Below are 25,561 nucleotides of genomic sequence, written 5' to 3'. Positions count from 1 at the left end.
GCGTGTCTTTTGACATGATTTTACTATTACAGCAACAATACTACGTGGTGGCTATTTTTAGTTGGTGTGAAAGAGAACGTGAAAAAGGATTTTTTGTTGCTAACAGTTGCTTTACCGAGTTTACTGATAGCGTCTCCTGGCTTTGCTGCTGAAAGTGAAATTGAGCAAATAAATACTGATGAATCAACCGAAATTATTTTAGATATTCCGAGTTTGAGTGAAATTGAGCTACCCGTCACTAATGCTGAATTATTAACTCAACAATCTGCACCGAGTGAAGTTAATCCAGATCAGCCAGAAACAGAGCAAACTCCGAGCGATGATGCAGACATTTCTATAGAAGTCATCGCAGAACCAGACAACTTACCTCAATCTACTCCAACTTACGTAATTGATAAAGAAGAAATTCAAAAGCAAGGCGCTACAAGTTTAGCTGATATTTTAAAAAGAATGCCTGGTTTTGCTATCAATGATGTAGGTCATGGTGCAGATATTCACACAGGTACATACTATCGGGGAGCCTCAATTAATCAGTCTGTATTTTTGATTAATGGCAGATCAATTAACAATAATGTCAACACTTATCATGGTGGAACTGACCTAAATAGCATTCCTGTAGAGGCTATTGAACGAGTAGAATTATATAGTGGCACAGCCTCCGCTTTATATGGTTCTTCAACTTTTGGAGGAGTTGTAAATATTATCACCAAGGAAGGTTATGGCAAACCTAAATTGAGTGCTAGTGCAGAATTTGGCTCATTAAGTTTAAATAATCAACAAGTAACCTATGGTGGTTCATCTGATAATGTCAAATACAACTTTAGCTTTGAAAGATTCTTTACAGATAATCGTTACCGCGTCCCTCTAGGTGCTGCTAATCGTGATGAACAAGGATTTTTATTCAATGCAGACACAGCTACAAGTACCTATTTTGGTAGCATTGGAGTAGATTTAGATAAGAAAAATTCTTTGAATTTAGATGTTACTGCACTCAGCAGTCGTCGCGGCTTAATTTATTTTGGTTTCCCTCTCCAAAGAGATAGATTAGACCACGATGATTTAAATGTTGGCTTATCTTGGAAAACTCGACTAGGTAATGGCGAAAGCTCTAATCTTACAACCTCAATTGGTTATAATCAAGATTATTTTAGCACCTATGGCCCTACAGGAGTATCATTTTATCGTAGAGGGTCTTTAGATACACAACAACTCACAGCAAGAGTCGATCATGAGTGGAGAATAACTTATAATAACAAATTGCGCTGGGGATTAGATTTGAAAAACACTGATTTAATCGGTGATGTTTTTAGTACAAATCCTAATAGTATTGCTGAAAATGAAAAGGAAGATCGGAGTTTGTTCAATACAGCTTTATTTGCTGTCAATACTTGGAATATTAGCGATAATTTTCTGATAGATTTAGGGCTAAGGCAAACCTTTGACAGCCAGTTTGGAAATTATCTCAACCCTAGTTTTGGGTTACGTTATGCTGTTACACCAATAGTAGCAGTGCGTGGAAGTTGGGCAGGGGCACAACGCAATCCTGGGTTAGATCAGTTGTATGTTTATGATACAGTTCATGGTTGGAGACCTAATCCTGATTTAAGACCGGAAACTGGCTCTACTTGGAGTGCGGGAGTAGATGTAAATTTTTCTCAAAATCTAATTGGACAGTTTACTTACTTTGGTAGTAGTATAGGCGATCGCTTGGGAGTCATCGCTGGAAGATGGGAAAACATTGGATTAGTAGATACCAATGGTTTAGAAGCAGCTTTGCAATTAAGAATTGCTTCAGGCTGGTCAACTTTCCTCAACTATACTTATACAGATGCTCAAATAAAAACAGGTACAGAGAGAGGTTTACAGTTAGGTTTAATTCCCTACTCTGTACTTCAAACTGGTGTAGGTTATGAAAATGCGGGATGGCAGGCTAACTTGTATGTTACCTACAATAGTGGCGCTCGTAGATCCATCTTCGCTAACTCTACTGACAAGCCTACAGATTTTGCACCATCTTTCGTAAATTTAGATCTGACTGGTCGTATTCCTTTAACTACCAATTTAGGATTAACAGTCTATTTAGAAAATCTCCTCGGTGAGCAATATGAGCGAGTTAATCGCATATACAGCCCTGGATTCACTTTTCGTCTGGGTTTAAGCGCTAATTTTTAGGTATTAAATGTAGAGATTTTGCAATGACAAAATCTCTACATTATTATGCAATACAATTCAGTTAGCGTCAAAAACCATAAACTGCGTAGTTGGGTTGAGGAACAAAACCCAATATTTTCGGCGCTTTGTTGGGTTTCACTTCGTTCAACCCAACCTACGATTCTAAAATATAAAATTTACATGAGAGCCAAAATTGAAAATCAAATACTTTTTATTCACCACGAAGATTTACCAGAGTTTAAGAAGGGTGGTTCGGTGGTGCGGAACTCTTATTTCTGGGCGCTACGTTCAATTGCTGGTAAAGCTTCGCGTTATCGTGATTGGGAATACGAACCGGAGGTTTGGCTAGCGCTTTCACGAATGCTTTTGTCGTTTGCTGAATCTGGGTATTTGGGTCTTAGAGAAACCTTACTGGAGTTTCCTTTATCTCAAGGGGAAATTCCTAGTTTACTGCGAGATGTATCCACTTTTGAGTAGGGTTGCTACCGTGAGTATCAAAAAATATGTAAAATATGCGCGATGCAGATAAGTGTTTCAGATGGAAGTTTAATACTTCATAAAGCGATCGCATTTGCTTGTTGAGCGACAGCATTTGCTTGTTCGGCGATCGCATTTGCTTGTTGAGCGATCGCATTTGCTTGTTTGGCGATCGCATTTGCTTGTTGAGCGACAGCATTTGCTTGTTTGGCGACCTCATTTGCTTGTTCGGCGATCGCATTTGCTTGTTGAACGACAGCATTTGCTTGTTGAGCGATCGCATTTGCTTGTTGAGCGACAGCATTTGCTTGTTGAGCAATCACGTCTCCTGCTGTAACTAATATTACATGACTAAAATAATGATTGCACTCATCGGGCACTCAAATGAAGTTTAATCCGTCACGAGCCATCATGCCCAAACATTTGGTTGAAGTAAGGGCAGTTGTGAGAAGACAATTAAAATACACTAGTTAGTGGAAGAAAATAACGTGAAAATAACGATTATTGCTAAAACATTACTTACACCTATATGTTTATTAGCTTTATTTACCCCAAGTCAAGCATCGGCTCAACTTATACCGCAACCTTGGGTTTCAGTCGGTGGAAAAGATGGTGATGTAACTTATGCTGTAGGAGCTAGGGCTTTAAATTTTGGAGTTGAACTAGGAACTGGCCCTGATGGTGCTACGGGAGTAGATGTTTTAAAATTTATTAGCTTGCCTGTAATTTCACCTTATGTAGGAGTTGGACTGTATTCAGAAGATAAAGGTGTTGCAGTTTCAGGTGGCGTTCAGGTAAGTGCTACTAATAACGTTTTTGTTGGTGCTGGTTACAATTCAATTCGTGGGTTTAACGGACAACTGGGAATCAGATTTTAAACAGTGCTGATAAACCATCAAGTGGTTTTTTTGTTGACGCGTAGGACAAAAGAAAATAGTATCGAATCAGGTACTTAATTAGGTGCTAGTATGGTTAACCTTGAAAATATCCACTCGTTAACGGACTTCCGGCGCAATGCCAGCAACTATGTTGAGCAAATCAAGGAAACGAAAGCTCCACTGGTTTTAACGGTGAATGGTGAAGCAGCAGTGGTGGTTCAAGATGCTCGTACTTTCCAGGAGACGCTTAATAGATTGCAGCAGCTTGAAGAGGAACTAAACCAATTGAAGTTAAAAAGCTTGCAACAGGAAATTCAAAAGGGTATTGACCAAGCTGACAGAGGCGAACTATTAAACGGGGAAGAAGTGATGGCAAAACTCCAGGCTCGCTATCAAGCTGCTTTGACTGATACTTGATAATGAGCATATTACACTTTTACGCCGTTAGCAGTCAGCGACCTTGATAACATCTATGAATACATAGCTGCGGATGACCTGGCAATAGTGGGACGATTACTTAACCGCTTTACCGAATTGTTTCGGAAACTTGCTGCTATGCCTGGAATTGGCCGTAACCGCCCTGAGTTAGGGGAAGGTATCAGGAGCTTTCCTTCTGGAAATTATGTCATCTTTTACCGCACGGTTGAGGGAGGCATTGAAATTATGCGTGTCTTGCATGGGGCGCGGGATATTGAGAAGATATTTGCTCAAGACACCGAATTTACGCCGGGGGAATAACTGAAGTTGACATTAGTTCTCTAACATGCTCTGCGGAATCTTGTTGTAATGCTGATGCCACGATCGCTTCACTTTCAACTATACTAAACCGAGCGATCGCCTGTTTCACTCCAGGTATACTTTGAGGATTAACGCTCAACTCATCCAACCCTAAACCTAATAAAATTGGTGTTGCTAAAATATCTGCTGCCAATTCTCCACATAAGCCTACCGAAATTCCTGCCGCATGAGCAGCTTGGATAGTTTGCTGCACCATTCTTAACACGGCTGGATGTAGCGCATCAACTAAATTTGCCACGCTAGGATTGGTACGATCGCTAGCCATGACGTACTGACTCAGATCGTTAGTCCCTATACTAAAGAAGTCTACTTCAGCAGCCAACTTATCTGCGATCGCAACTGCTGCCGGAACCTCTACCATAATTCCTACTTTCATCGCTGCATCAAAGGAAATACCAGCTTGATTTAGTTCAGCCTGCACTTCACCCAAAATTACTTTAGCTGCGCGTACCTCAGTTACACTAGCAATCATCGGCAACATGATCTTAATTTGGTGTCCTACACTAGCTCTCAAAATTGCCCGTAGCTGAGTTTTGAACAAATCCAAATGATCCAAACAGAAACGAATTCCCCGCCAACCTAAGAAAGGGTTAGCTTCGGGAAACCCTACTCTCAGATAAGGAAGCGGCTTATCACCACCGACATCTAAAGTACGAATAATTAACGGACGATTATCTAAAACTTGAGCGATCGCCTGATACACTTCTAGTTGTTCTTGTTCTGTGGGGGCGCTTGTCCTATCCAGATAGAGAAACTCTGTGCGGAGTAGTCCCACACCTTCTGCACCGCTAGCCACCGCAACTTGCACATCATTTATACTACCAATATTGGCGAATACGCTAACTTGCCGACCATCACGAGTAATTGCTGGCTGATGTGCTGTAGCTCGTGCTTCCTGTTGGGCAGTTTGCCAAGCTTCTTGCTTTGCTGCCAGTAAATCTAGGATATGTGATTCTGGTTCTACCCAAGCTTTACCACTTTCACCATCAAGTGCCATAAGTGTACCATCTGCCAAGTGCAACACCTGGGCATCTACTCCCAGAACTGCCGGAATACCCAATGTTCGGGCGATAATTGCGCTGTGAGATGTGGCACTACCTGAAGTCGTACAAATACCTAATACCTTTCTCGGATCTAGTCTTGCGGTATCCGAGGGAGTTAAATCAGTTGCAACTAAAATTGCAGGTTCCTCAAGATGCAGGTTAGCAGGGGCATTCCCAGCTAATAATCGCAGCACCCTTTGCCCGACATCCACAACATCGTCAACTCGCTCTTGCAGATAAGAATCCTCAAGTGTGCGGTAGGAAGTCGCTACTTTATCGACTACGGCTTGCCAAGCGGCTTCAGCATTGATATGGTGTTCAAAAATGCGCTCTTTAGCCGCTTCCAACAGTACTGGATCTTCTAAAAATAGTAGTTGAGCGTCGAAGATAGCGGCTTCAGCGTCACCAATTTGCAGAGAAGCTTGGGAGAAAACTGCTTGAATTTCTTGTTTGGCGGTGTGAATTGCTGCTTGTACTCGTTGCCACTCTGGCTCAGGATCGTCTACGTGGTATTCCGTAATCGAAATGTGTGTGGATTGATAATGAACAACAGGTGCGATCGCAACTCCAGCAGAAGCAGCAATTCCCGAAAGTTCGCCGTGAGTTGCTGGTGTCACTTCATGGTGCAATGCTGGTGGAGAATTCAAAGCAACATTATCTTCACCCTCCGGGTTCGGCAGTCCCTCTTTGTTGGAACAACAAGACCGGGCTGCCTCACCAAAATTATTTGCGAATAATCCCTGTAATGCTTCCAGTGCTTCATCTGCATCAGCACCAGTAGCAGTAATCAGCAATTCGTGTCCTTGACGCACCCCTAAAGTTGTAACTTGGTTAATACTGTCACCCCTAACTAGCTCAGTATTTCTCGTTAAATTTCGCACCAAAATTTGGGATTGAAATCGGGCTGCGGTTGTCACAAACTGCGCTGCGGGACGAGCATGTAATCCTAAGCGATTGCTCACAATCAGCCGGATTTCTCGCGTTGATGATTCTACATTAGTTGTTGGAGTAACAAGTGACAACGGCCTACTAACTACGCCCAATTGAGTTGCTTTTGCTAAGAGTGCGCCGCGTGCTTCCGCCATGACTTGGTGAATATCCCTACCAGCCGCCGCAGCTACCACAGCAGCGATCGCACCTTCTACTAGAGGTGCTTCACACAAATACACTTTTTGCTGCTGTGCTTCTGGCAAAAACTCGATTGCCATTTCTGCACTCAGCAAAGCACTACCCAAATCCATTAATACTAAGACACCATCATCAGAGAAAACAGAAGCGATCGCTTCATAAACCTGGATGGAATCTGTACCCAGTGGATTTTCTGGATCTTCAATACCTGCTGCAACAGCTATAGAGACTTGGCCCTGAACCATTTGCGCGGCGAGTTCCCGCACACCTAGAGCTAGTTGTTTACTGTGAGAAACGATAACAATTCCGATCACTGCCACACCGCCAAACTTGTTGAGAGGTTTGCGTTTAGCTAGTTATCCATTTCATTTTCCCATTCCGCACCGCTAAAAACAGTGTTTATTTTGATTACAGTTGCAACTGCCCGAAAATATTCCGGTCTTTCCAGCTAGAAATCCGAATAAAATAGCCTTCTTTTACAGAAATACGTGGTGTCCATTCATAAACTCCATCGCTAGCGGTACGGGAAGAAATGTTTTGGATAAGTTTGTTTCCATCGTACAACTTAATCGAGACATCGCCGTTAAGATTATCCCGCCACAATATTAAATAAGGCTGATCTTTTTTTGCAAGTACTTTATTCACTGGCTGACTGATCAATATTTTTGGTGCAACCTGATTTTTAGTTTTCTTACGGAGTCCCAAATAATGAGGTAAGTCTCGGAAGGCAGAATTTTCTTGTGAATTAGACAGTTGTGGAACAATAATATTTCCGCTCTGGGAATTAAATAAATAAGTTGATCTGCCCCCATCAACGGTAATGATATCCCCTTTAACTCCTAATTTCCGTAATAAATCGGCTGCCTCATCCAGAGTTGCTTGGTTTACCGTCATAATTAACAAAAGCTCGTCACCCTTAACACCATCTTTGTTCAAAGTACCCATGACTTGATACTTATTCGCTTGGTTTTGGGCTAATACTTTCGCTGGATGATCGCTGTATCGGTAAGTGACGATTGCATTCTTCACTGCGTTTTGGTTGAGAGGCGAACCGCTAACCTGGTCATAATCGGTAATGTATGCCTGCTTACTGTTCCAGACTAGAGCTTTCAGGTGAATATTACTATAGTATTTATCTTTTGGTTGCTTGATTGGGCCATAAGGGCTAGTGCCGCCACTGATAACTACACCATTGAGTTTAATTGGAAAGGATAATTGAGAACTAGATTCATATTGTTCAAAAAAAGAACAATTAATCATCGAAAAAACATTGTTTGCATAAAGATTTTTATATTCGTCTGTTACTTCCGAGAACAACTTGGTTTTGAAAAAAGGGCTGTAATGTCCACCTTCGCCTTTATAATATTTACCTTCATTTAGACCCATATTATCTACCTCTCCGGTAATTTGGTCTATTTGCAGTTTGCGAAGATCAATAACTTGTAAATATGCTTCGTTACCATTTGTTAATTCTTTTTTATATATAGCTGCCCCGTCTATGGTTTGAAGAGTCTGATAAGAAGATAGAGGGTTGAAACTTTGAGCAATCCAAAGGCTACTCAGAATTGGCAGTAAAAAAAGCAATAAATTGATGACAACATTCATTGGTATTTTGTTGAGGCAAAAATATTTCTCAGGAATTATAATCTAGATTTTGATATTACCCAGGTTTTGAAGTCCAAGTTTGAGCCTCAGAAGGTCAAAGTTGAACCTCAAAAGGTCAAAGTTGAGCCTCAGAAGGTCAAAGTTGAGCCTCAAAAGGTCAAAGTTGAGCCTCAGAAGGTCAAAGTTGAACCTCAAAAGGTCAACGTCGAGCCTCAGAAGGTCAACGTCGAGCCTCAGAAGGTCAAAGTTGAGCCTCAGAAGGTCAAAGTTGAACCTTAGAAGGTCAAATTTCAAGCAACCTTAGTTGTAGTATAGTTTTGCTTTTGTATTATTAATGGTATAAGAAATGACGCCTAAATTTGAATACAGCACTCTTGCCCATCCCCAGGATATCCAGCAGCTTGCGAGTATCTTTGAGCAGTGTTTCATCAGTGGACTTGGTGGCGAGGAAGCTTACATTAATCTGCTTGGCGTAGAAAACTTCCGCATTATCCGTGAGTCAGAACAATTAATTGGTGGATTGGCAACTCTGGATATGGGCCAATGGTGGGGTGGTGTGCGTGTACCAATGACAGGAATTGCCGTAGTGGGCATTGCTCCAGAGTATCGCGGTTCGGGAGCTGCGATCGCTCTTATGCAGCACACCCTCAAAGAACTTTATGCTAGAGGTATACCGCTCTCTGCTCTTTATCCAGCAGTTCAAAGCTTATATCGAAAAGTTGGGTATGAGCAGGGGGGTAGCTGGTGTAATTGGGAAGTTCCGACTAAAAGTATCCAAATACGAGAGCAACCCCTACCTTTGCAACCAATAGTGCCAATCAATCATCAAGTCTTTCATGAACTATATCAGCAGCAGGCCAGATTAACGCATGGATATTTAGACCGACATCCTGCCATCTGGGAACGCTTAATCCAGCCAGATGAGAAAGAAACATTTTACGCATATTTTATTGGTACAAAAGAGAAACCCGAAGGCTACATTCTTTTTAGCCAACATTCAAAAGAGGATGGCACAATCTTGCGAATAAAAGATTGGGTAGTTCTTACAGTTGCGGCTGCACAAACATTCTGGTCTTTTCTTGCCAGTCATCGCTCCCAAATTGAGCAAGTGCGATGGAGGGGTTCTGCAATTGATTCTTTGACATTGCTGCTACCAGAGCAAACTGCCAAACTTAAGAATACAATGCGTTGGATGCTGCGGGTAGTAGATGTAGTCAAGGCGCTGGAGATGCGGGGTTATCCATCGGCAATTCAAGCTGAACTAAACTTAGAAATTCAAGATAATTTGTTAGATGCAAACAATGGTAAATTCATTCTTTCTGTCGCCAATGGACGCGGCGAAGTTACCAGAGGTGGAAAAGGTGAGTTGCAGTTAGATATCCGAGAACTAGCACCAATATATACAAGTTTGTTCACACCTTACCATTTGCAAATAGCCGGAAAACTGCATGGGACAGAAACAGCTATTTCAACAGCTACGCAAATATTTGCAGGTAGCTCTCCTTGGGTGGCTGATTTTTTTTAATGTGAGTAGATAGTGGGGGTTTATACGCTATCTTGTAACAACAAAAGGTGGGAAGCAAAAGTTGCAAAAGTTATTTTGTATTGTTTTGTATAAACCCTTGATTATTTTATTTAGGGTTGATATATATTCAGTATAAAGTCAATAGCGATTTATACCAATTTGAAAAAAGAATCCGACCAATAGACCATTTGTAGAGACGCGATTCATCGACCATTTGTAGAGACGTGATGAATCACGTCTTTACCCAAAGATGTGTTGCAATCATTTAGGACTTACGCACACTCTACCAATTCTTGGCGTTCTTGGCGTCTTGGCGGTTCGATAAATTAAGCTTTTTGGCAATTTTTGCGTAAGTCCTGTCATTAATGGAATTGGTATTACACAAGTTCCCACTCTCATCAAGGGATTCTATTTTTCAGAGTAGCTCAGGTTGCGGATTCGATATTTCACTTATTAATAATTGTATGCAACTACCCTTGTTTTCACGAGTTGCTCAGGTTCCGAGATTAACACAAAACACATTAATAAGATTAAATTTATGACTAAAAACAAAATCAAGGCAAAAGCAGCCGACGACAAAAATCTGCAAGCTCTAGTTTGCGAGGAACTTTCCGACTCCGAATCAGCAAAAGTTGTGGGGGGATTGTCCCAACCCTCATTAAAAGAACTTTTGGCGGATGTAAAAGCAAAACCAATAAAGGCGGAATCCGACTTTGACTTAACAAAAACAGAATTTAAGGCGGTTTGGGAATCCGACGACTATTGCGGGACTAAAGTACCGGGTAGATTGCCTGGTAAGGGAGGTGGGGTGATTTGGGGGGTGAGTCGTGGAGGTGAGACTGGGACTTTGTGAGTTGGTTGTTGTCAGTTGCATAATACCTCACACCCGCACATCAAACTTAATACCTCGATTTGCTTAGACGAATTCTGTACGACTTCTAGTAGTTTGGGGCGTGACGATACCTGGCACTTACTTTCTCTCTGTACAAAACATAAGAAACTTCCAAATAAAAAACATTTAACTTTTCTTGTGGGGTGGACATCTTGTCCGCCCTTGTTGATGGGCGCTCGTGTCGCCCACCCCACAAGTAGTAGTAATTTATTTCTTAGTAATTCCTAAGTTGGAAACATAATTAATCCTTTGCTCGTCCTTCGGCTAGATTAACAATTTCTGTTGTTGTCAACTCACACCACAAATAAAACTGTCAGCGATTTACTTTTAAGAAGTAATGATGATTTATCGTGCTTATCTAATCCCAAATATAATCTCAAAAAATAACTTAACGGGATTTATGACTTTTTCTCCGGAAGTTCAGCACAATCATCAGAAAAAAATCTAAGTAAAGCTGATTAGTCGCTCCTAACTTGCACACCCACAATCACAACATGAAATCACATCTACTAGCGATCGCTTTAAGCAGTTTGGTTATAGTTGCAGGACAAGCTAAAGCCTCACAATTACAGTCTTGGTACTATGATTCTAGCCAAAACCAATTAGATTTAACTACCACTTCGGGAATAGAACCAAAAGCCTTTTTATTAGATAACCCTAGCCGATTGGTAATTGACTTACCTGGAACTAATTTTAATTCTGATACTGTCAAACAAAGTTTTGGTAAGGCGGTGAAAGAAATTCGCCTTGGCAAACCAGACTCTCAAACAACTCGTTTTGTCGTAGAGTTAGCTCCTGGTTATGATGTTCATTCCCAAAATATATCAATTAAAGGAGATTCTCGTTCTCATTGGATTTTTAAATTCAATTCATTTGACCACCAAAACCATCCTATTGTTGGGGAGAATAGAGAAGATATAGCCATCAAATCTACAGATGCTTCCACATTTGCTGGAGTTGTGAATCTTGGTCAAGAGATGGTTGGTATCACTTCTCAAATTCGTAGCTTGTTAGGGAATTATAAAACATTAAATCCCGGAATATTTTTCTTAGATTTAGCTACAGGAAACTATATAGATATCAATGGTGAAAAAAGATTTGCGGCTGCTAGTACAATCAAATTTCCCTTATTAGTGGCTCTTTTCCAAGAAATAGACGCTGGTAGAATTAAACTCACCGATAAATTAGTGATGCGGCGCGATTTAAAGGTTGGTGAATCTGGAACTATGCAATACAAACCCATAGGAACTAAATTCAGCGTTTTAGAAACTGCTACCTTGATGATGACAATCAGCGATAATACCGCTACAAATCTGATTCTTGATCGCTTGGGTGGTGCAGCAAGAGTTAGCCAACGTTTTCGTAGCTGGGGATTGCAAAATACAGCATTTCGGAATCTACTTCCAGACATCGCTGGCACAAATACAACTAGTTCTAAAGATTTGGTCAGATTGGCGGCGTTAGTTTATAACAATCGTTTGCTATCCCCAAACAGCCGCAATCAAGTTTTAGGTATTATGCGTCATGTCAAAACCAATAGTTTACTACCAGCTGGTATTGGTCAAGGAGCGACGATCGCACACAAAACTGGTACATTGAGATTTATCATTGGTGATGCCGGTATAATTCAAATGCCCAACGGCAAAAGCTATTTAGCAGGTGTTTTGGTGCAAAGACCAAACTACGATCCCAAAGCTGGAGATTTTGTCCGTGAACTTTCGAGAAGAGTCTATAATTACCTAGACAATACCAAAGTTAGCAATATACAACCGATAGTTGGCGATGCCTCCGGCGGGTTAGACCTACGCACTCCTTAATAAATGTAGGGGCATACAGATGTGTGCCCCTACATATCTATCGGTATCAGCTATTTCGTGAAATGTTGTTAGTTCAAGAAATTTTGTATAGCACCACCGCCATTCCTACCAACAGCAGGAATTTCTAGGAAGCTATCTGTAGCTTTGCCCGTACCATCGTCCTTAATGGATGTCTGGTTACCCGGATGTCCATTGGGAACGAAAAGTTGCGGATGATCAAAAGGCGCTTTCTCGTACCTAACTCGGTCATCAGTTAGTCCTTTTAAAAAGGCGACCAATTGCTGTTTTTCTTCTGGTGACAGATTCAATGGGGGGAGAACTCCAAAGTCACCACCTCGATTGTAAAAATCAACCACTTGTTCTAAAGTCGCTTGACCTCCATTGTGGAAGTAGGGGGCAGTGAGTTCGACATTGCGAAGTCCAGGTGCTTTGAAAGCTCCGTTTGCAGTCACAGTTTCACTAGAATTCAACGGTGGAGTCAGGGTGGGAGGATTTTCGCCCAGGAGAAGCTGGAATTTCCCTAACTGAGCCAATCTTGCCTCTGAAAGCGGATTATTCTGCACAGGGTCACTACCACCTAAACCGGGGTCATCCGTAACAGGTCTAACGCCGATATTGAAGAAGCCATTGTCTTCAGGGGGTTTTGCACCGAACGGCGCACGTTTGATTCGTCCATCTTTAGCCACGCTGCTCACTGAAGCAGCTGTTAATTCTGAACCAACGTGGCAACCAATACACAAAGCCTTGCCCTGAAACAGGTTTTTACCTAGTTGCTGCTGAGAGGTTAAAGCTGTGGTGTTTCCTGCCAAGAAGCGATCAAAAGGCGTATCATTGGCAATGAGTGTAGACTCGTACAACTGAATTGCCAGCCCAAAAAACAGCGAGAAGTTATACTCCAACAGCGTGTACTCATTGGTTTGAGAAGAGTTATCAGCGTTGTTGACAAAAGTCCGTCTACCTTGAGCATCAACTTGGATGAGTTGATTAGACTTCCACCACTCCGGCTTAAAGGCATCTTTAATCAGCTGGTCGTAGGTTTTATCCTTCAGTCCGGGCTGAGGATATCTACTATCTGCACCTAAAACGCTGTCTTGTGGATGCACAACCTGTTTGCCTAGCGGTCTGAGGGTAGATAACTTTTGCCCCAAGACTCTGGGGAGCTTTGTACCCCTAAGTGACAAAACATTTTGTAGCAGTGTGTTGATAGATTTAGTGTTGCCAATTTGCGCCAAATTACCAGTAAGTTCATCAACGGAATTGAGTAGCGGCCCAACTAGAGTGTCAGCAAGATTATCTATATTATCTAGCGGCAGCTTGCTGAGAGATTTTTTGTTGTCAATTCGCCCGAACTTATCACCAATTTCCTGAAAAGTACGACCATCAGCCGACAACTCGAAGGAACTTAGTGGCGGGCCAAGCGCCTGAGAAGCCAAAGACGAATTATTCAGTCTGATTTTGACAAATTTAAGCTGATTTGGTTTTTCTGCTTTTACCACAGAAGCGTTAGGATCTCTTAAACCAAAGGGATTTACCCCATTAAAGATGTTCTGTGCCCTTCCATCCCAAAAGTTGCGGAAGTTGAATACTGAATTAATCACAGTTGGGGTGTTACGCGGCTGGACGCGGCGCACATTTGTACCTCCCACGTTAAATACCGGATCTAGCTCGGTTTTTACTTCGTCTTCCGCGCTACCAGGTTTAACATTAACAAACTTAGCATTGGAGACACCCTGAGAGGAACTGACATCATTTCGGTCAGATACAACGGTTTTAGGATCGTTCGGATTTGACAGCTTGTGGAAGGGGAAATCTCCCGGTTTAAGCTGGTAGTTTGGCCCACCACCTATATTAAAAACTGTATCTGGATTCGCTGTACCATCAGCGTTAATCCGTAAAAGCCCAGGAGAAATCTGATTTTTGGATCTATTGTCGGCTCCAGCATGGAAGTGACAACTAGCACAGGAAGTTTGTCCGTCGCTCCCAACCTGCATATCCCAGAAAAGAGCTTTTCCTAACTTGATTGCAGCTACTTTGTCTTTTACAAAGTCTCCTAGATTGTTAGGCTCTGGAACCGATACGCTCTTGAGTGAAGTTAGAGGCGGCGTAACCTGGGCTGATACAGTATTTCCAGCTATTACTGCTGCCAGAATAATGGCAGCAATTGTTATAGTCTTTGAAAATCTTGATCTCAGGTAGTTAATCTTGTTATTCCTGAATTTCCACCCTTGGCGTTTTATTTTTGTCACCAAAGATTTGAGTAAAAACCGACCTCTTGAGGTCAGTAGCAAGTAAATTGATAAGCCAGTAATAAAGACTACTAAGCTTATTATGGGTATGATCCCCATAGTTTTTTTGTAGTAAATTGACACCGAAAAAATTATACATCTCTAATCAAATTTCAAATGTAATATTCATGTAAAGTAATTACACTATTTACAAATTTTATGTGAGCAAAAAACGCTATTAGACTATAAAAAATTCATTAGAGTAGGTAAACTATTTTACATTTAATTTCTATTAGTCAGCTTATTGACAAGCTTTATCTACAAGAGCTTGATAAAATTTAGGTATACAAATTAGATATGTTTTAATTTATCATCTGCCCTACTTTGGCTAAAGTATTTGAATGTTACTACATAAAACTTCTGGTCGCTGGCCTTTAGGGCTAGGGTTATCGCTATTAACGGTCTTATTGTGGGGAATTTTACCTATTACTTTGACGATCGCTCTGCAAGTACTTGATGTATATACCGTCATTTGGTTTCGGTTTTTTGTATCATTTTTACTGCTTACTATATATTTAGGAATACGGGGTAAATTACCAAAGTTAGAACAACTGCGTTCTGTTTCTTGGAAATTATTAGCGATCGCTACCCTTTTTTTAGGGATTAATTACTTTCTTTTCATGCAAGGTTTAGCACTAACATCGCCTGCTAACGCTGAAGTTCTCATTCAATTATCTACCCTTTTATTAGGTTTCGGAGGGTTAATAATTTTTCAAGAACGTTATCGACTGCATCAGTGGATTGGTGTCAGTGTAATGATTTGCGGTTATCTTTTATTTTTTCGAGAACAACTAGCAAATTTAATTACAGCGCATGGCACATACATACTAGGTAGTATCTTGATTGCGCTAGGAGCAACGTCATGGGCTATTTATGCTTTGGCACAAAAACAGCTATTACAATCTTTATCTTCCCCTAGTATCATGCTGATTATTTATGGAGGCTGTGCTTTATTATTCACTCCCCTAGCCAAAATCCAATCACTTTTTATACTTGATAGCTTCCATTTATTAATACTGGTTTTTTGTGCTTTGAATACTTTAATCGCTTACGGTGCTTTTGCTGAATCATTAGAACATTGGGAAGCATCACGAGTAAGTGCAGTAATAGCTTTAGCTCCCATTGTGACATTAATAACAGTTGCAGTTCTATCAATTATTGCACCTAATTGGGTACCATCAGAAAACTTTACTTTCATAGCTATATTAGGCGCAGGTTTAGTAGTCACAGGTTCAGTAGCGATCGCCTTGGGAAAAGCTAGTTAACAACAATAGTTTTCAGGATTATTACTAGGTTTTTCATCTAGTAAAATCGTGCCATCTTCAAAGCTACAACATAAATACTGAGGCAGAGCATTTTTTATTTGTTATGATTTACTAGTGAAGGCAAACTACGGGGTCAGCTTCTTATAAGATGGATACTTTACCCATTTGTGTGACTCTGTAGGATCTGATTTTTGAATTGATAGCCAAGAGAAAATTCTTGAAGAAGAATTCAGAATTCAGGAGTCAGAATTAATTACTAGAGGATTCTAACTACTGACTCCTAAATTCTGTTTTGATAAAATTCCGGCTAATAACTTTAAGTAAACCAAGCAGGGCGCCAGAATAACTACCAAAGCCAACACCTGATAAAACCAGAGTACCGAAACAGTTGAGCGATGAATAGTTTGTTTGGTAATTGGGCCAGCACCCTGAGAAAAAATTCTCTATTGCTGGTTCTTTCAATGGTGCTGCCAACGTTTGGAATTAGCAATTCTATCTTGGCAGCAGAGCGGATTTATGCATCTTATTCAGCTTTAGAGCTTTCTATTTCAGTTACTACTTTAGAAAACTATGCCAAAACAGGTGTAATTAACGAAGACTTGGCAGCCTATCAGCAATATCTGCCTTTTCAACAGCTTCAAGAATTGCGGCAGATTTTACTTAATCGTGTGAAAGTTAGTCCGGTAGTAGTTTCACAACTTCTCTATACACCCCAAGGAGAGTTGTTGCTGCATCGGTTGGCGCAAATTATCAAAACCAGTCACCCAGAACCAGGATTTGGTGCTTTGCGTTCGGCGCTAATTTTAGCCTCTGGTGAATCAGAAGGCTTGACACTATTGAATGTGTTGCGTAAATATCCCACCAGCAGCATTCGCCTTGACGTAGCACAGACTTTAGAAATAGCTACGGAATTAGAGAAACTTGTTAACCAAACTCATCGAGCGATCGCAGCAGTATCGATTGAGTCTAAAATAGAAGCTGCTAGCATCAAACACCCGAATTTCTCACAATTACCTGATTTACAAGTTCCGGGAAAGTTTAAGTCGCAAAAATACACCCAAAAGTTTTTCGACTCAACACGCAATCGGCTTTTATTAACTGATGTTTATATTCCCAATGTCCAGAATGCTGCACCCGTAATTGTGATTTCTCACGGCTTGGGTTTAGATAGCAGCAACTTTCAATATTTAGCCACGCATCTAGCTTCTTACGGATTTGCCGTTGTCGTTCCCAATCATCCTGGTAGTGATGCTAAACAATTACATTCTCTGTTGAATGGACACGTCAATGAAATAGCAGAACCAAGTGAATTTCAAGACCGACCAATGGATGTAACATATATCCTGAATCAATTGGAAAAAGCTAATCAATCTGATTCACAGTTTAAAGGTAGGTTAAATCTGCAACAAGTCGGAGTATTTGGTCAATCTTTGGGAGGCTACACAGCCTTAGCCCTGGCAGGCGCTAAAATTAACTTTGAGCAGCTAAAACAGGACTGTCAACCAGCAACACTACAAAACACCTGGAATATGTCTTTAATGCTCCAGTGTCGCGCTTTAGAATTGGGCATTAGCAAGTCTGGCAAGGATTATAACCTGCGGGATGAAAGAGTGAAAGCTGCGATCGCAGTTAATCCCATCACTAGTTCTATTTTCGGCAAAGCTGGCTTAAGTCAAATCAAAACTCCAGTGATGATTGTCAGCAGTAGTGATGATACAGTTGCACCAGCTTTATCCGAGCAAATTTTACCTTTCTCCTGGTTGGCAAATTCACAAAAATATCTTGTCATGCTTGTAGGTGGCACTCACTTTTCCACTATTGGCAATGGCAACCCCGCAAATCAACAAGTAGCATTACCTGCTGATATGATTGGCGATGCTTCTCAAGCGCGTCGTTACATGAATGTTTTAAGTTTACCTTTTTTCCAAACTTATGTTGTAGGAAGACCGCAATACACCCCCTACCTTAACGCCGCCTACACTCAAAGCATTTCTAGTAAGTCGCTTGGTTTGAGTCTCGTCAAGTCATTGAATACAACCGAATTAGCACAATTGCTGGATATTAAAAAAGCCAAACCTGCAAAAGAAAAAGTTCCCAACACCATAGTCAGCTTCGGATTTTGGATGTTGGATATTGGCGTTGCATTGCTGCATGTGATGATTTTTATTTGACTTTGTACAAATGTAATTAATTGAAGCATCCCAAATGTATAAACCAATACGTTAGGGTTAAGCAAAGTGAAACCCAACAAAGCCCAGGAAACGTTGGGTTTTATTGCTCAACCTAACCTACATAACTTAATTATTAAACGAACCGCCCTTCGGGTTCACCAGTCGCCTACGGTGGGAAACCCGCCTACAGCGCTGGTTCACCAAGTACGCCAAGTACGCTAAGGAAGAAGGAGTAATTAGACAATCGCTAAATTAGTTAAGCTGCCTTTGTAGCCACTAATTTCAATAACAGCATCTGTGAGGGCAGAAAATCCATTAGTACTATCATTGAGTGCCACAAAAGTTCGCCTATTACTGCTTGTACCTAAGGTAAAAGTTGCCGCACCTTTAGCTACAAAAGCAGTTGTAGTCAATATTTGTTGTATATCTGACAGATTCAAACTTGCAACAGGGCCAAGTTGAAGCAAATTGGTGGCAGAAACTGCATTCAGCCCATCAATTTTATCTTCACCAATTTTCAAGTCAGTAATTTTATCAAAACCAGACAGCAGTGAATCACTTAGGTTATTGATTACAAATTCATCATTCCCACAACCGCCTGTGAGGGTATCACTACCAGCGCCACCGTTGAGGATGTCATTACCTTTACCACCAACTAGTTTGTCATTTCCTGCTAATCCAAATAGTTTATCGTTGCCGTTTTTCCCGAAAATGCGATCGTTGCCAGCTCTACCAGTCAGTGTATCTTTACAGTTGCTACCGTATAAGGTTTTGTTGGGTACATTTGCATCGTTGGTGGTTGTACTGAGCAGTTGACCGTTGGCATTATATAAATAACTGGTAACTGCATCAATAATACCATCGCTGTTATTGTCAATATCTGCTGAAGTGAGTTTGCCATTGGCATCGTAGTTGTAAATAGTAATCTCATCACCGAGTCCATCATTATTTTTGTCAACTACCTGTGCAGTGAGTTTGCCCTTAGCGTCGTAGCTGTAAGCTGTTACTTCATCAATGATGCCATCCTGATTATTATCAATCTTCTGTGTAGTTAGTTTTCCCTTAGCATCGTAGCTATAGATACCAACCGCATCAATTACACCATCATTATTGAAGTCATAGCTGGCGGTTGTGCGTCCATAAGTGTAGGTTATGGAAGAATTAGCAATGCCGTCGCCGTTGTTGTCACGACTAAAGGATGTCTCGTTGCCGTTGGCATCATAAGTAGAGGTTGTGGACTCTTCAGCGATGCCATCGCGGTTATAGTCATTACCCTCAAATTTGGATGTCAATTTCCCGTTGTCATCATAAGTGTAGTTTGTGATAGAGTCACCGTAGGCTTCATTGCTGTTAAAAAAACTTATAATTTTGGATGTCAACCTGCCCTTGGCGTCATATTTAGCGGCTCTGCGAGCTTGAATGGAGCCGAATAACTTTTGACTATAGAATGTCTCGTTGCCGTTAGCATCATAAGTAGAGGTTGTGACCTCTTCAGGGGTGCCGTCGCTGTTGTAGTCGCCGCTTGCGGATGTCAAATTCCCGTTGGCATCATAAGTATAACTATATGTTGCGACTTCATCTGCAATGCCGTCGCCGGTGGTGTCAAAGCTTTCCGATGTCACGTTGCCCTTAGCATCATAAGTAGAGGTTGCGACTACATCTGCAATGCCGTCGCCGTTGTCGTCACGACTATAGAATGAGAATGTCCGGTTACTGTTGGCATCATAAGTAGAGGTTTCCAAATAACTAGCGATGCCATCGCCATTGTCGTCAATGCTTTCCGATGTCACGTTGCCCTTGGCATCATAAGTAGAGGTTACCACGTAATCAGTGATGCCGTCGCCATTGTTGTCACGACTAAAAGAAAAAGATGTCACGTTGCCGTTAGCATCATAAGTAGAGGTTTCCACATAATTAGTGATGCCGTCGCCATTGTCGTCACGACTAAAAGATGTCACCTTGCCGTTGGCATCATAAGTAGAGGTTTCCACATAATTAGCGATGCCGTCACCATTGTCGTCACGACTTAAGGATGTCTTGTTGCCGTTGGCATCATAAGTAGAAGTTTCGACATAATTAACGATGCCGTCGCCGTTGTCGTCACGACTTAAGGATGTTAGCTTGCCTTGAGTATTATAAGTATAGGTTGTGACATAATTAGCGATGCCGTCGCCGTTGTCGTCACGGCTAGAGGATGTCAGGTTATAGCTGTAGTTAATAACTGAGTCTATTGTCCTATCACTGTTGTTGTCTATGCTCTGGGATATCAAATTGCCATCGGCATCGTAAGTATAAGTTGTAGTTGAGGTCATAAAGTTATGTTCCCAAATAAATATTTGTATAGCTTCAGTTGGGTACTACTACGGGTTTTAATAACATTATTTATTTTAAGAGCATTAGAATAAATACTGAATGTCAGCATTATATCAGCATCATAAATGCTTTGCAATTAATGCTGAATACAGTGATTACTCGGTTGCATTACATACTTTTATTCTGATGGGAGCATTTACAAAAAATTTCCTTGCATTCATTCTTATCGGCATATACTTTAAAGAAATGTGACATTTAATTGCGCTATTGTAAAAATCAGCTTTACATAAGTTGATTTATGAGGCAGCCTGAAAATACTACTACCCAAGCTACTGCTCTGACTAACCACGATCGCAAACCTATTCACATACCTGGCTCTATTCAACCTCATGGTGTTCTACTGGCACTCAGTACTCAGCTAGAGATACTGCAAGTTAGCAACAATACCCAAGAACACTTGGGCAAAGAGCCAGAAGATTTGCTTGGTAAACCGTTGAGCTATTTACTAGAAGCTCAACAAATAGAAACTGTAAAGCAGTGCTTGGGAAAAAAAATTGGCAGTCCTAATGTTTTCAGAGTATCAATAAATACTTTGCATCGGCAACGAGATTTTGACGCTATTGCTCATCGCACAGAAGAAGCTGTGATTCTGGAGTTAGAACCGACAGACTCAAAATCTGAGGTGAGTTTCTTAGACTTTCATGCTTTGGCGGGTGAAGCGATCGCCAAAATGCAAAGAACATCAAACCTGATAGAATTTTTGGATATAGTGGCACAAGAAGTCCAAAAAATTATCGGTTTTGATCGGGTAATGGTCTATAAATTTGACCAGTCGGGAGCGGGTTCTGTTATTTCAGAAGTCAAACGAGAGGATTTATCACCTTATTTAGGACTGCACTATCCCGCTACAGATATTCCAGCGCAGTCTAGGGAGTTATACACGCGCTGCTTTCTCCGATTTCTCCCCGATTTGACGGCCGAACCTGTTAAGATAGTTCCACTGGAAAATCCGGCAACACATCAGCATCTTGACTTAAGTTACTCTCTGCTACGAAGTTTTGATTCGTGTTGTGCTGAATATCATCAAAATATGGGAGTAAAGGCTCTTTTGGTGATTTCGCTGATTCAAGAGCAGAAGCTTTGGGGATTAATATCTTGCCATCACTTAACACCTAAGCATATTTCTTACGAAGTGCTAAAGATGTGCGAATTTTTGGGACAGATTGTGTCTTCTGAATTAGCGCACAAAATTAGTTATTCGGAATGGAACTATAAGGTAAAACTCAAATCGCTACAGTCTGATTTCCTTGAATCTATTTCCCAAGCAGATAATTTTATCGATGCCCTAATTAAACCAGAAATCCGCTTGCTCGATCTCGTTAGTGCCACTGGAGCGGCAGTTTGTCTGGATAATGAAATTACTCTTGTGGGAGCAACACCGAATATTCATGAAGTTCGGGCGTTAATTGAATGGGCGGATGTTCAAGTTAGTGATAACCTGTTTTCCACAGATTCTCTGCCGAAGCTTTACCCAGAGGCGCTTGTATTTAAAGATACTGCTAGTGGATTGCTGTTACTGCGAATTTCTAAAGTCCGGCGTTATTATATTCTTTGGTTTCGCCCTGAAGTTATCCAAACGGTAAACTGGGCAGGTAATCCCAACGAATCCATTCAAGCTCAGGCAGATGGTAGCCTTAGCCTATCTCCACGAAAATCCTTTGAACAATGGCAAGAAACGGTTAGATTAACTTCTTTACCTTGGGAAACTTGTGAACTTGAGAGTGCGATCGCTCTGAGTAATGCGATCGTTGGTATTGTACTATCTAAGGCGGATGAGTTAGCTAAAATCAACCTGGAGTTAGAGCGCAGCAACCGCGAATTAGCTTCCTTTGCTTACGCTGCTTCCCATGACCTAAAAGAGCCTTTGCGGGGAATTTATAACTTCTCAACGGTGTTGCTAGAAGACTATGCCCAAGTATTAGATGATGACGGAATTGAGTGCTTGCAAACAGTAGTTTCCTTGTCTGTACGCATGGAAACCCTCATAAATGCTCTACTGCGGTTATCGCAGTTAGGACAAGCACAACTGCGAGAGCAAGCAACTGACCTTAACGAATTAGTTACCCAAGTGATTGAAGTCTTTCGTGCTAGTCGCCAAGACTCTGCGCTTGTAGATATTCGCATTCCTCGACCTTTACCAACAGTTCAGTGTGACCGAGTTCTCGTTAATGAAGTCTTTAGTAATCTCCTGGGTAACGCCTTCAAATACAACGATAAGCCACAGCAATGGGTTGAGATTGGCTACTTTTCTCAAGAAGCATGGGGAGCAGGGGAGACAAGGGGACAAGGAGACAAGGGGATAAGAGGTGAGAACTTGAAACAAGTCTTTCCCTTTGTCCCCAATTCTCCTTGTCCCCAAGTCCTCTTGCCCAATCCCCAATCCCTAATCTTCTATATCCGAGATAACGGTATTGGAATTCCACAGCATCACCTAGAAACTATCTTTCGACTATTTAAGCGGCTCCACTCTCAAGAAAAGTACGGTGGAGGAGCAGGTGCTGGACTAGCTATTGTTAAGAAGATTGTTGAGCTTCATAACGGCCAAATTTGGGTTGAATCTACCGTAGGCGTTGGCTCGATTTTCTATTTCACGCTGGAATAGTTTAAGATAATAACCAAATATATATTTTTGTTAAGCTCTTTTAAGACCACGAATGACAAAAAAACTTCATGAACCTCTGCTCGTTGTTGAGGACAGCAATGAAGATTTTCGGATGCTACAACGTCTGATGCGGCGCATGTCCGTCCAGAACCCCATACATCGTTGTACTAATGGGGATGAGGTTTTAGACTTTCTTTATCAACAAGGAAGCGAAGCCTTACGCAACTCTAAAGTAGCACTAAGACCTTCTGTTATCTTGCTCGATCTAAATTTGCCAGGTATTGATGGCCGTGACATTTTAGATAGGCTTAAGCAAGACAAGAGTTTCAAGGAAATCCCCATCGTTGTTTTTACCACATCATCTAACCCCAAGGATATTGAACTGTGCTACCAAAAGGGCGCAAATGGATATCTGGTAAAGCCGATGGATGCTCAGGAATTAAAAAAGACAATTCAAGCATTCGTGGACTATTGGCTTGAAGCCAATATGCCGCCAGCTTTGGATTAATTTGTTTATTATCTGTTGATAAAGCAATAGTAAGGAAAGGATAACAAAAGAGACGACCGAGAGGACACAGAGACATTTTCCTCTTTGAGTCACTGTGTCTGCTTGTCTCTATTTGATGCACTTTCCCATTTTGTTATTTATCTTACTGCTTAAATTACTTTAGAATTTCTAAAGAATTTAGATTTTATTTACAGTTATTTTATATTATTTTTAGAATTATGCAATAAAAACATAATCTGGATAAAAGGGATCTACATGGCTCCCCAATCCTCATACTTAATATGTTGGACACATGGACGCTACTCATCATTGATGATTGTGCAGCAGATCGAAAAATCTATCGTCGATATCTGTTGAAAGATCCGCATCAGTCATACCAGATTTTGGAAGCAGACTGTGCAGAAGAAGCACTTGCTTTGTGCCAAAAAATGCGCTTTGATGTCATTCTGCTGGATTTTTGCCTACCTGATATGAGTGGGTTAGAACTCTTCGATCAGATGCAGCAGGAGATATTAGAGGCTTCTGTCCCTGTGATTATGCTGACAGGACGCGGCGATGAGGAGATAGCTGTGCAAGCAATGAAACGGGGTGCATTGGATTATTTGGTCAAGCAACATCTGACACAGGATGTACTTCAACTAACAGTCCGCAACGCCATTAAGCAATCGTGCTTGCAAGCCCAACTCTACAAAACTCAGGAGAGACAGCGCTTAATTGCCACGACTGCTTTAAGAATTCGCCAGTCTCTTAACCTAGAGCAAATTTTGAATACGGCTGTAGCCGAGGTACAGCAACTTCTAAAGTGCGATCGCGTGATGGTGTATCAGTTCGCCCCAGATACCGACGGTAAAATAGTGGCTTCCTCAGTTGAACCATGCTACACCGTAGCATTGTGCGATCGCGTTGAGACACTGGAAGAAGCAGGACAGAGGAAGGAAAGAGGTATAATCACTCATCCCCCTTGCACCCTGCACCCTGCCTCTCTGCCTCTCCTGCCCAATACCCAATCCCCCATCCCTTATATCTATGAGCTTGGCTTGTGTAATTGTGTCAACCTGAAAGAGCAATTTAATACTAAGGCAAATCTGGTAGTTCCCATTAATCTGAGTAACAATGGAAATCCAACCCCCAAGCTTTGGGGTTTGTTGATTGCTCACCATAATTCCGGGGAACGGCAGTGGCAAACTGATGATGCCCAAATGCTCAATGAAGTTTCGGTGCAATTAGCGATCGCCATTCAACAAGCTGAATTGCTAGCCCAAACTCAAGCATCACTTGCCAAAGAAAAGCAACTCAATACATTTAAATCGCAAATTATTGCCACAGTCTCCCATGAGTATCGAACGCCCCTAACTTCAATTCTGGCTGCTGCATCAACTTTGGTAAAACATAGCCAGCAACTAGATGAGTCTAAACAACACAGGTTCTTGGGAATCATTGAACAGAAAGCCAGGTATATGTCCAAACTTGTGGATAATATGCTTCTGGTTAACCAATTTGAACTGGAAAAACCTAAATTTCAGCCAATCCAGCTTGATTTACTGCAATTTTTTGCTGACTTGATCGAACAAGAGCGAGAAACAGTAGGCGATCGCCACGAATTGATTTTTCAAATTACTGGTAATAACCGGGACTTTTGGGGCGATCGCGGACTTTTGCAGCAAATTTTTACTAATTTAATATCCAATGCAATTAAGTACTCTCCAGATGGAGGGACTGTAGAATTCCACCTCATCGGTAAAGAATCACAAGTAATCTTTTATATCAAAGATCAGGGAATTGGTATCCCGATAGCTGATCAAAAAAATTTGTTTCAATCCTTCAGTCGTGGAAGCAACGTTGATACAATCCCCGGTACAGGATTAGGGCTTGCGATCGCTAAAGCTTGCGTAGAGTTACATGGTGGCGATATTACCTTGTCTAGTCAAGTAGGGCAAGGAACTAAAGTTACAGTCAGCTTACCGAAGATATTCCCAACGGCTCAACTATTCCCATCATCAACTTGACTTGTGGCAATTTGAT

Annotated in this window: 19 protein-coding genes and 1 pseudogene; 14 read left to right on the top strand and 6 right to left on the bottom strand. The window is 41.3% G+C overall.

Annotated features, from left to right (window positions below):
- Window positions 1–78: 78 nt before the first annotated feature.
- Window positions 79–2,172 carry a TonB-dependent receptor plug domain-containing protein gene (locus RMZ43_RS16805; RefSeq protein ID WP_322652504.1) on the top strand — a complete coding sequence of 698 codons (2,094 nt, stop codon included), beginning with the start codon at window positions 79–81 and terminating at the stop codon, window positions 2,170–2,172.
- 180 nt (window positions 2,173–2,352) lie between these two features.
- Window positions 2,353–2,649 (top strand): hypothetical protein, encoded by a 297-nt coding sequence (locus tag RMZ43_RS16800; RefSeq protein WP_229553069.1) that lies wholly within the window; start codon window positions 2,353–2,355, stop codon window positions 2,647–2,649.
- 77 nt (window positions 2,650–2,726) lie between these two features.
- Here RMZ43_RS16800 and RMZ43_RS16795 read toward each other — a convergent pair whose 3' ends face one another.
- The gene (locus RMZ43_RS16795) at window positions 2,727–2,972 is read right to left on the bottom strand and encodes a hypothetical protein (protein ID WP_428850745.1); all 246 of its coding nucleotides are present in this window, start codon (window positions 2,970–2,972) and stop codon (window positions 2,727–2,729) included.
- 165 nt (window positions 2,973–3,137) lie between these two features.
- Between RMZ43_RS16795 and RMZ43_RS16790 the strand changes: the two genes are divergently transcribed.
- From RMZ43_RS16790 to RMZ43_RS16780, 3 genes and pseudogenes are all read left to right on the top strand, one after another.
- The gene (locus RMZ43_RS16790) at window positions 3,138–3,527 is read left to right on the top strand and encodes a hypothetical protein (protein ID WP_322647184.1); all 390 of its coding nucleotides are present in this window, start codon (window positions 3,138–3,140) and stop codon (window positions 3,525–3,527) included.
- 90 nt (window positions 3,528–3,617) lie between these two features.
- Window positions 3,618–3,944 carry a type II toxin-antitoxin system Phd/YefM family antitoxin gene (locus tag RMZ43_RS16785; protein WP_322652502.1) on the top strand — a complete coding sequence of 109 codons (327 nt, stop codon included), beginning with the start codon at window positions 3,618–3,620 and terminating at the stop codon, window positions 3,942–3,944.
- A gap of 24 nt (window positions 3,945–3,968) precedes the next feature.
- Window positions 3,969–4,265 (top strand): annotated as a pseudogene (locus RMZ43_RS16780) (type II toxin-antitoxin system RelE/ParE family toxin); the annotation flags it as partial.
- On the opposite strand, the gene ptsP reads toward RMZ43_RS16780, so the two are convergent.
- The 3 genes from ptsP to RMZ43_RS16765 all read right to left on the bottom strand — a co-directional run bounded on the left by ptsP (window position 4,249) and on the right by RMZ43_RS16765 (window position 8,395).
- Window positions 4,249–6,810 (bottom strand): phosphoenolpyruvate--protein phosphotransferase, encoded by a 2,562-nt coding sequence (gene ptsP, locus RMZ43_RS16775; protein ID WP_322652501.1) that lies wholly within the window; start codon window positions 6,808–6,810, stop codon window positions 4,249–4,251. The pseudogene RMZ43_RS16780 and the gene ptsP sit on opposite strands and share 17 nt — an antisense overlap.
- A gap of 94 nt (window positions 6,811–6,904) precedes the next feature.
- A complete protein-coding gene (locus RMZ43_RS16770) occupies window positions 6,905–8,101 on the bottom strand; it encodes a hypothetical protein (RefSeq protein ID WP_322652500.1) in 1,197 nt (398 codons plus the stop codon).
- A 42-nt stretch (window positions 8,102–8,143) separates the two neighbouring features.
- Entirely contained in the window at window positions 8,144–8,395 is a 252-nt protein-coding gene (locus RMZ43_RS16765; RefSeq protein WP_428850744.1) for a hypothetical protein, read from the bottom strand.
- Window positions 8,396–8,447: 52 nt separating this feature from the next.
- On the opposite strand from RMZ43_RS16765, the gene RMZ43_RS16760 reads away from it, so the two are divergent.
- From RMZ43_RS16760 to RMZ43_RS16750, 3 genes are all read left to right on the top strand, one after another.
- On the top strand, window positions 8,448–9,626 hold the full coding sequence (locus tag RMZ43_RS16760) for a GNAT family N-acetyltransferase (RefSeq protein WP_322652498.1): 1,179 nt from the start codon (window positions 8,448–8,450) through the stop codon (window positions 9,624–9,626).
- A 538-nt stretch (window positions 9,627–10,164) separates the two neighbouring features.
- Window positions 10,165–10,479: a hypothetical protein gene (locus RMZ43_RS16755; protein ID WP_322652497.1), complete on the top strand. Its 315-nt coding sequence runs from the start codon at window positions 10,165–10,167 to the stop codon at window positions 10,477–10,479.
- Window positions 10,480–11,012: 533 nt separating this feature from the next.
- A complete protein-coding gene (locus tag RMZ43_RS16750; protein ID WP_322652496.1) occupies window positions 11,013–12,335 on the top strand; it encodes a serine hydrolase in 1,323 nt (440 codons plus the stop codon).
- Window positions 12,336–12,403: 68 nt separating this feature from the next.
- On the opposite strand, the gene RMZ43_RS16745 is transcribed toward RMZ43_RS16750, so the two are convergent.
- Entirely contained in the window at window positions 12,404–14,680 is a 2,277-nt protein-coding gene (locus RMZ43_RS16745) for a cytochrome-c peroxidase (RefSeq protein ID WP_416212414.1), read from the bottom strand.
- 281 nt (window positions 14,681–14,961) lie between these two features.
- On the opposite strand from RMZ43_RS16745, the gene RMZ43_RS16740 reads away from it, so the two are divergent.
- The 3 genes from RMZ43_RS16740 (at window position 14,962) to RMZ43_RS16730 (ending at window position 18,278) form a co-directional block, all read left to right on the top strand.
- Window positions 14,962–15,885 (top strand): DMT family transporter, encoded by a 924-nt coding sequence (locus RMZ43_RS16740; protein WP_322647175.1) that lies wholly within the window; start codon window positions 14,962–14,964, stop codon window positions 15,883–15,885.
- Window positions 15,886–16,280: 395 nt separating this feature from the next.
- Window positions 16,281–18,056: an alpha/beta hydrolase gene (locus tag RMZ43_RS16735; RefSeq protein WP_322652494.1), complete on the top strand. Its 1,776-nt coding sequence runs from the start codon at window positions 16,281–16,283 to the stop codon at window positions 18,054–18,056.
- 66 nt (window positions 18,057–18,122) lie between these two features.
- Complete coding sequence (locus RMZ43_RS16730) at window positions 18,123–18,278, top strand: hypothetical protein (RefSeq protein ID WP_322652493.1); 156 nt, start codon at window positions 18,123–18,125, stop codon at window positions 18,276–18,278.
- A 14-nt stretch (window positions 18,279–18,292) separates the two neighbouring features.
- Here RMZ43_RS16730 and RMZ43_RS16725 read toward each other — a convergent pair whose 3' ends face one another.
- A complete protein-coding gene (locus RMZ43_RS16725) occupies window positions 18,293–20,368 on the bottom strand; it encodes a bluetail domain-containing putative surface protein (RefSeq protein WP_322652492.1) in 2,076 nt (691 codons plus the stop codon).
- A 299-nt stretch (window positions 20,369–20,667) separates the two neighbouring features.
- On the opposite strand from RMZ43_RS16725, the gene RMZ43_RS16720 reads away from it, so the two are divergent.
- The 3 genes from RMZ43_RS16720 to RMZ43_RS16710 all read left to right on the top strand — a co-directional run bounded on the left by RMZ43_RS16720 (window position 20,668) and on the right by RMZ43_RS16710 (window position 25,545).
- Window positions 20,668–23,031, top strand: a complete 2,364-nt coding sequence (locus tag RMZ43_RS16720; RefSeq protein ID WP_322652491.1) for an ATP-binding protein — start codon at window positions 20,668–20,670, stop codon at window positions 23,029–23,031.
- A gap of 52 nt (window positions 23,032–23,083) precedes the next feature.
- Window positions 23,084–23,539: a response regulator gene (locus tag RMZ43_RS16715; protein WP_229486558.1), complete on the top strand. Its 456-nt coding sequence runs from the start codon at window positions 23,084–23,086 to the stop codon at window positions 23,537–23,539.
- A gap of 281 nt (window positions 23,540–23,820) precedes the next feature.
- Entirely contained in the window at window positions 23,821–25,545 is a 1,725-nt protein-coding gene (locus tag RMZ43_RS16710; RefSeq protein WP_322652490.1) for a hybrid sensor histidine kinase/response regulator, read from the top strand.
- Window positions 25,546–25,561: the final 16 nt, after the last annotated feature.

Source organism: Nostoc sp. CmiVER01, from assembly GCF_034531135.2.
Lineage (GTDB): Bacteria > Cyanobacteriota > Cyanobacteriia > Cyanobacteriales > Nostocaceae > Nostoc.
This window is presented reverse-complemented; position numbering and strand designations above follow the sequence as displayed.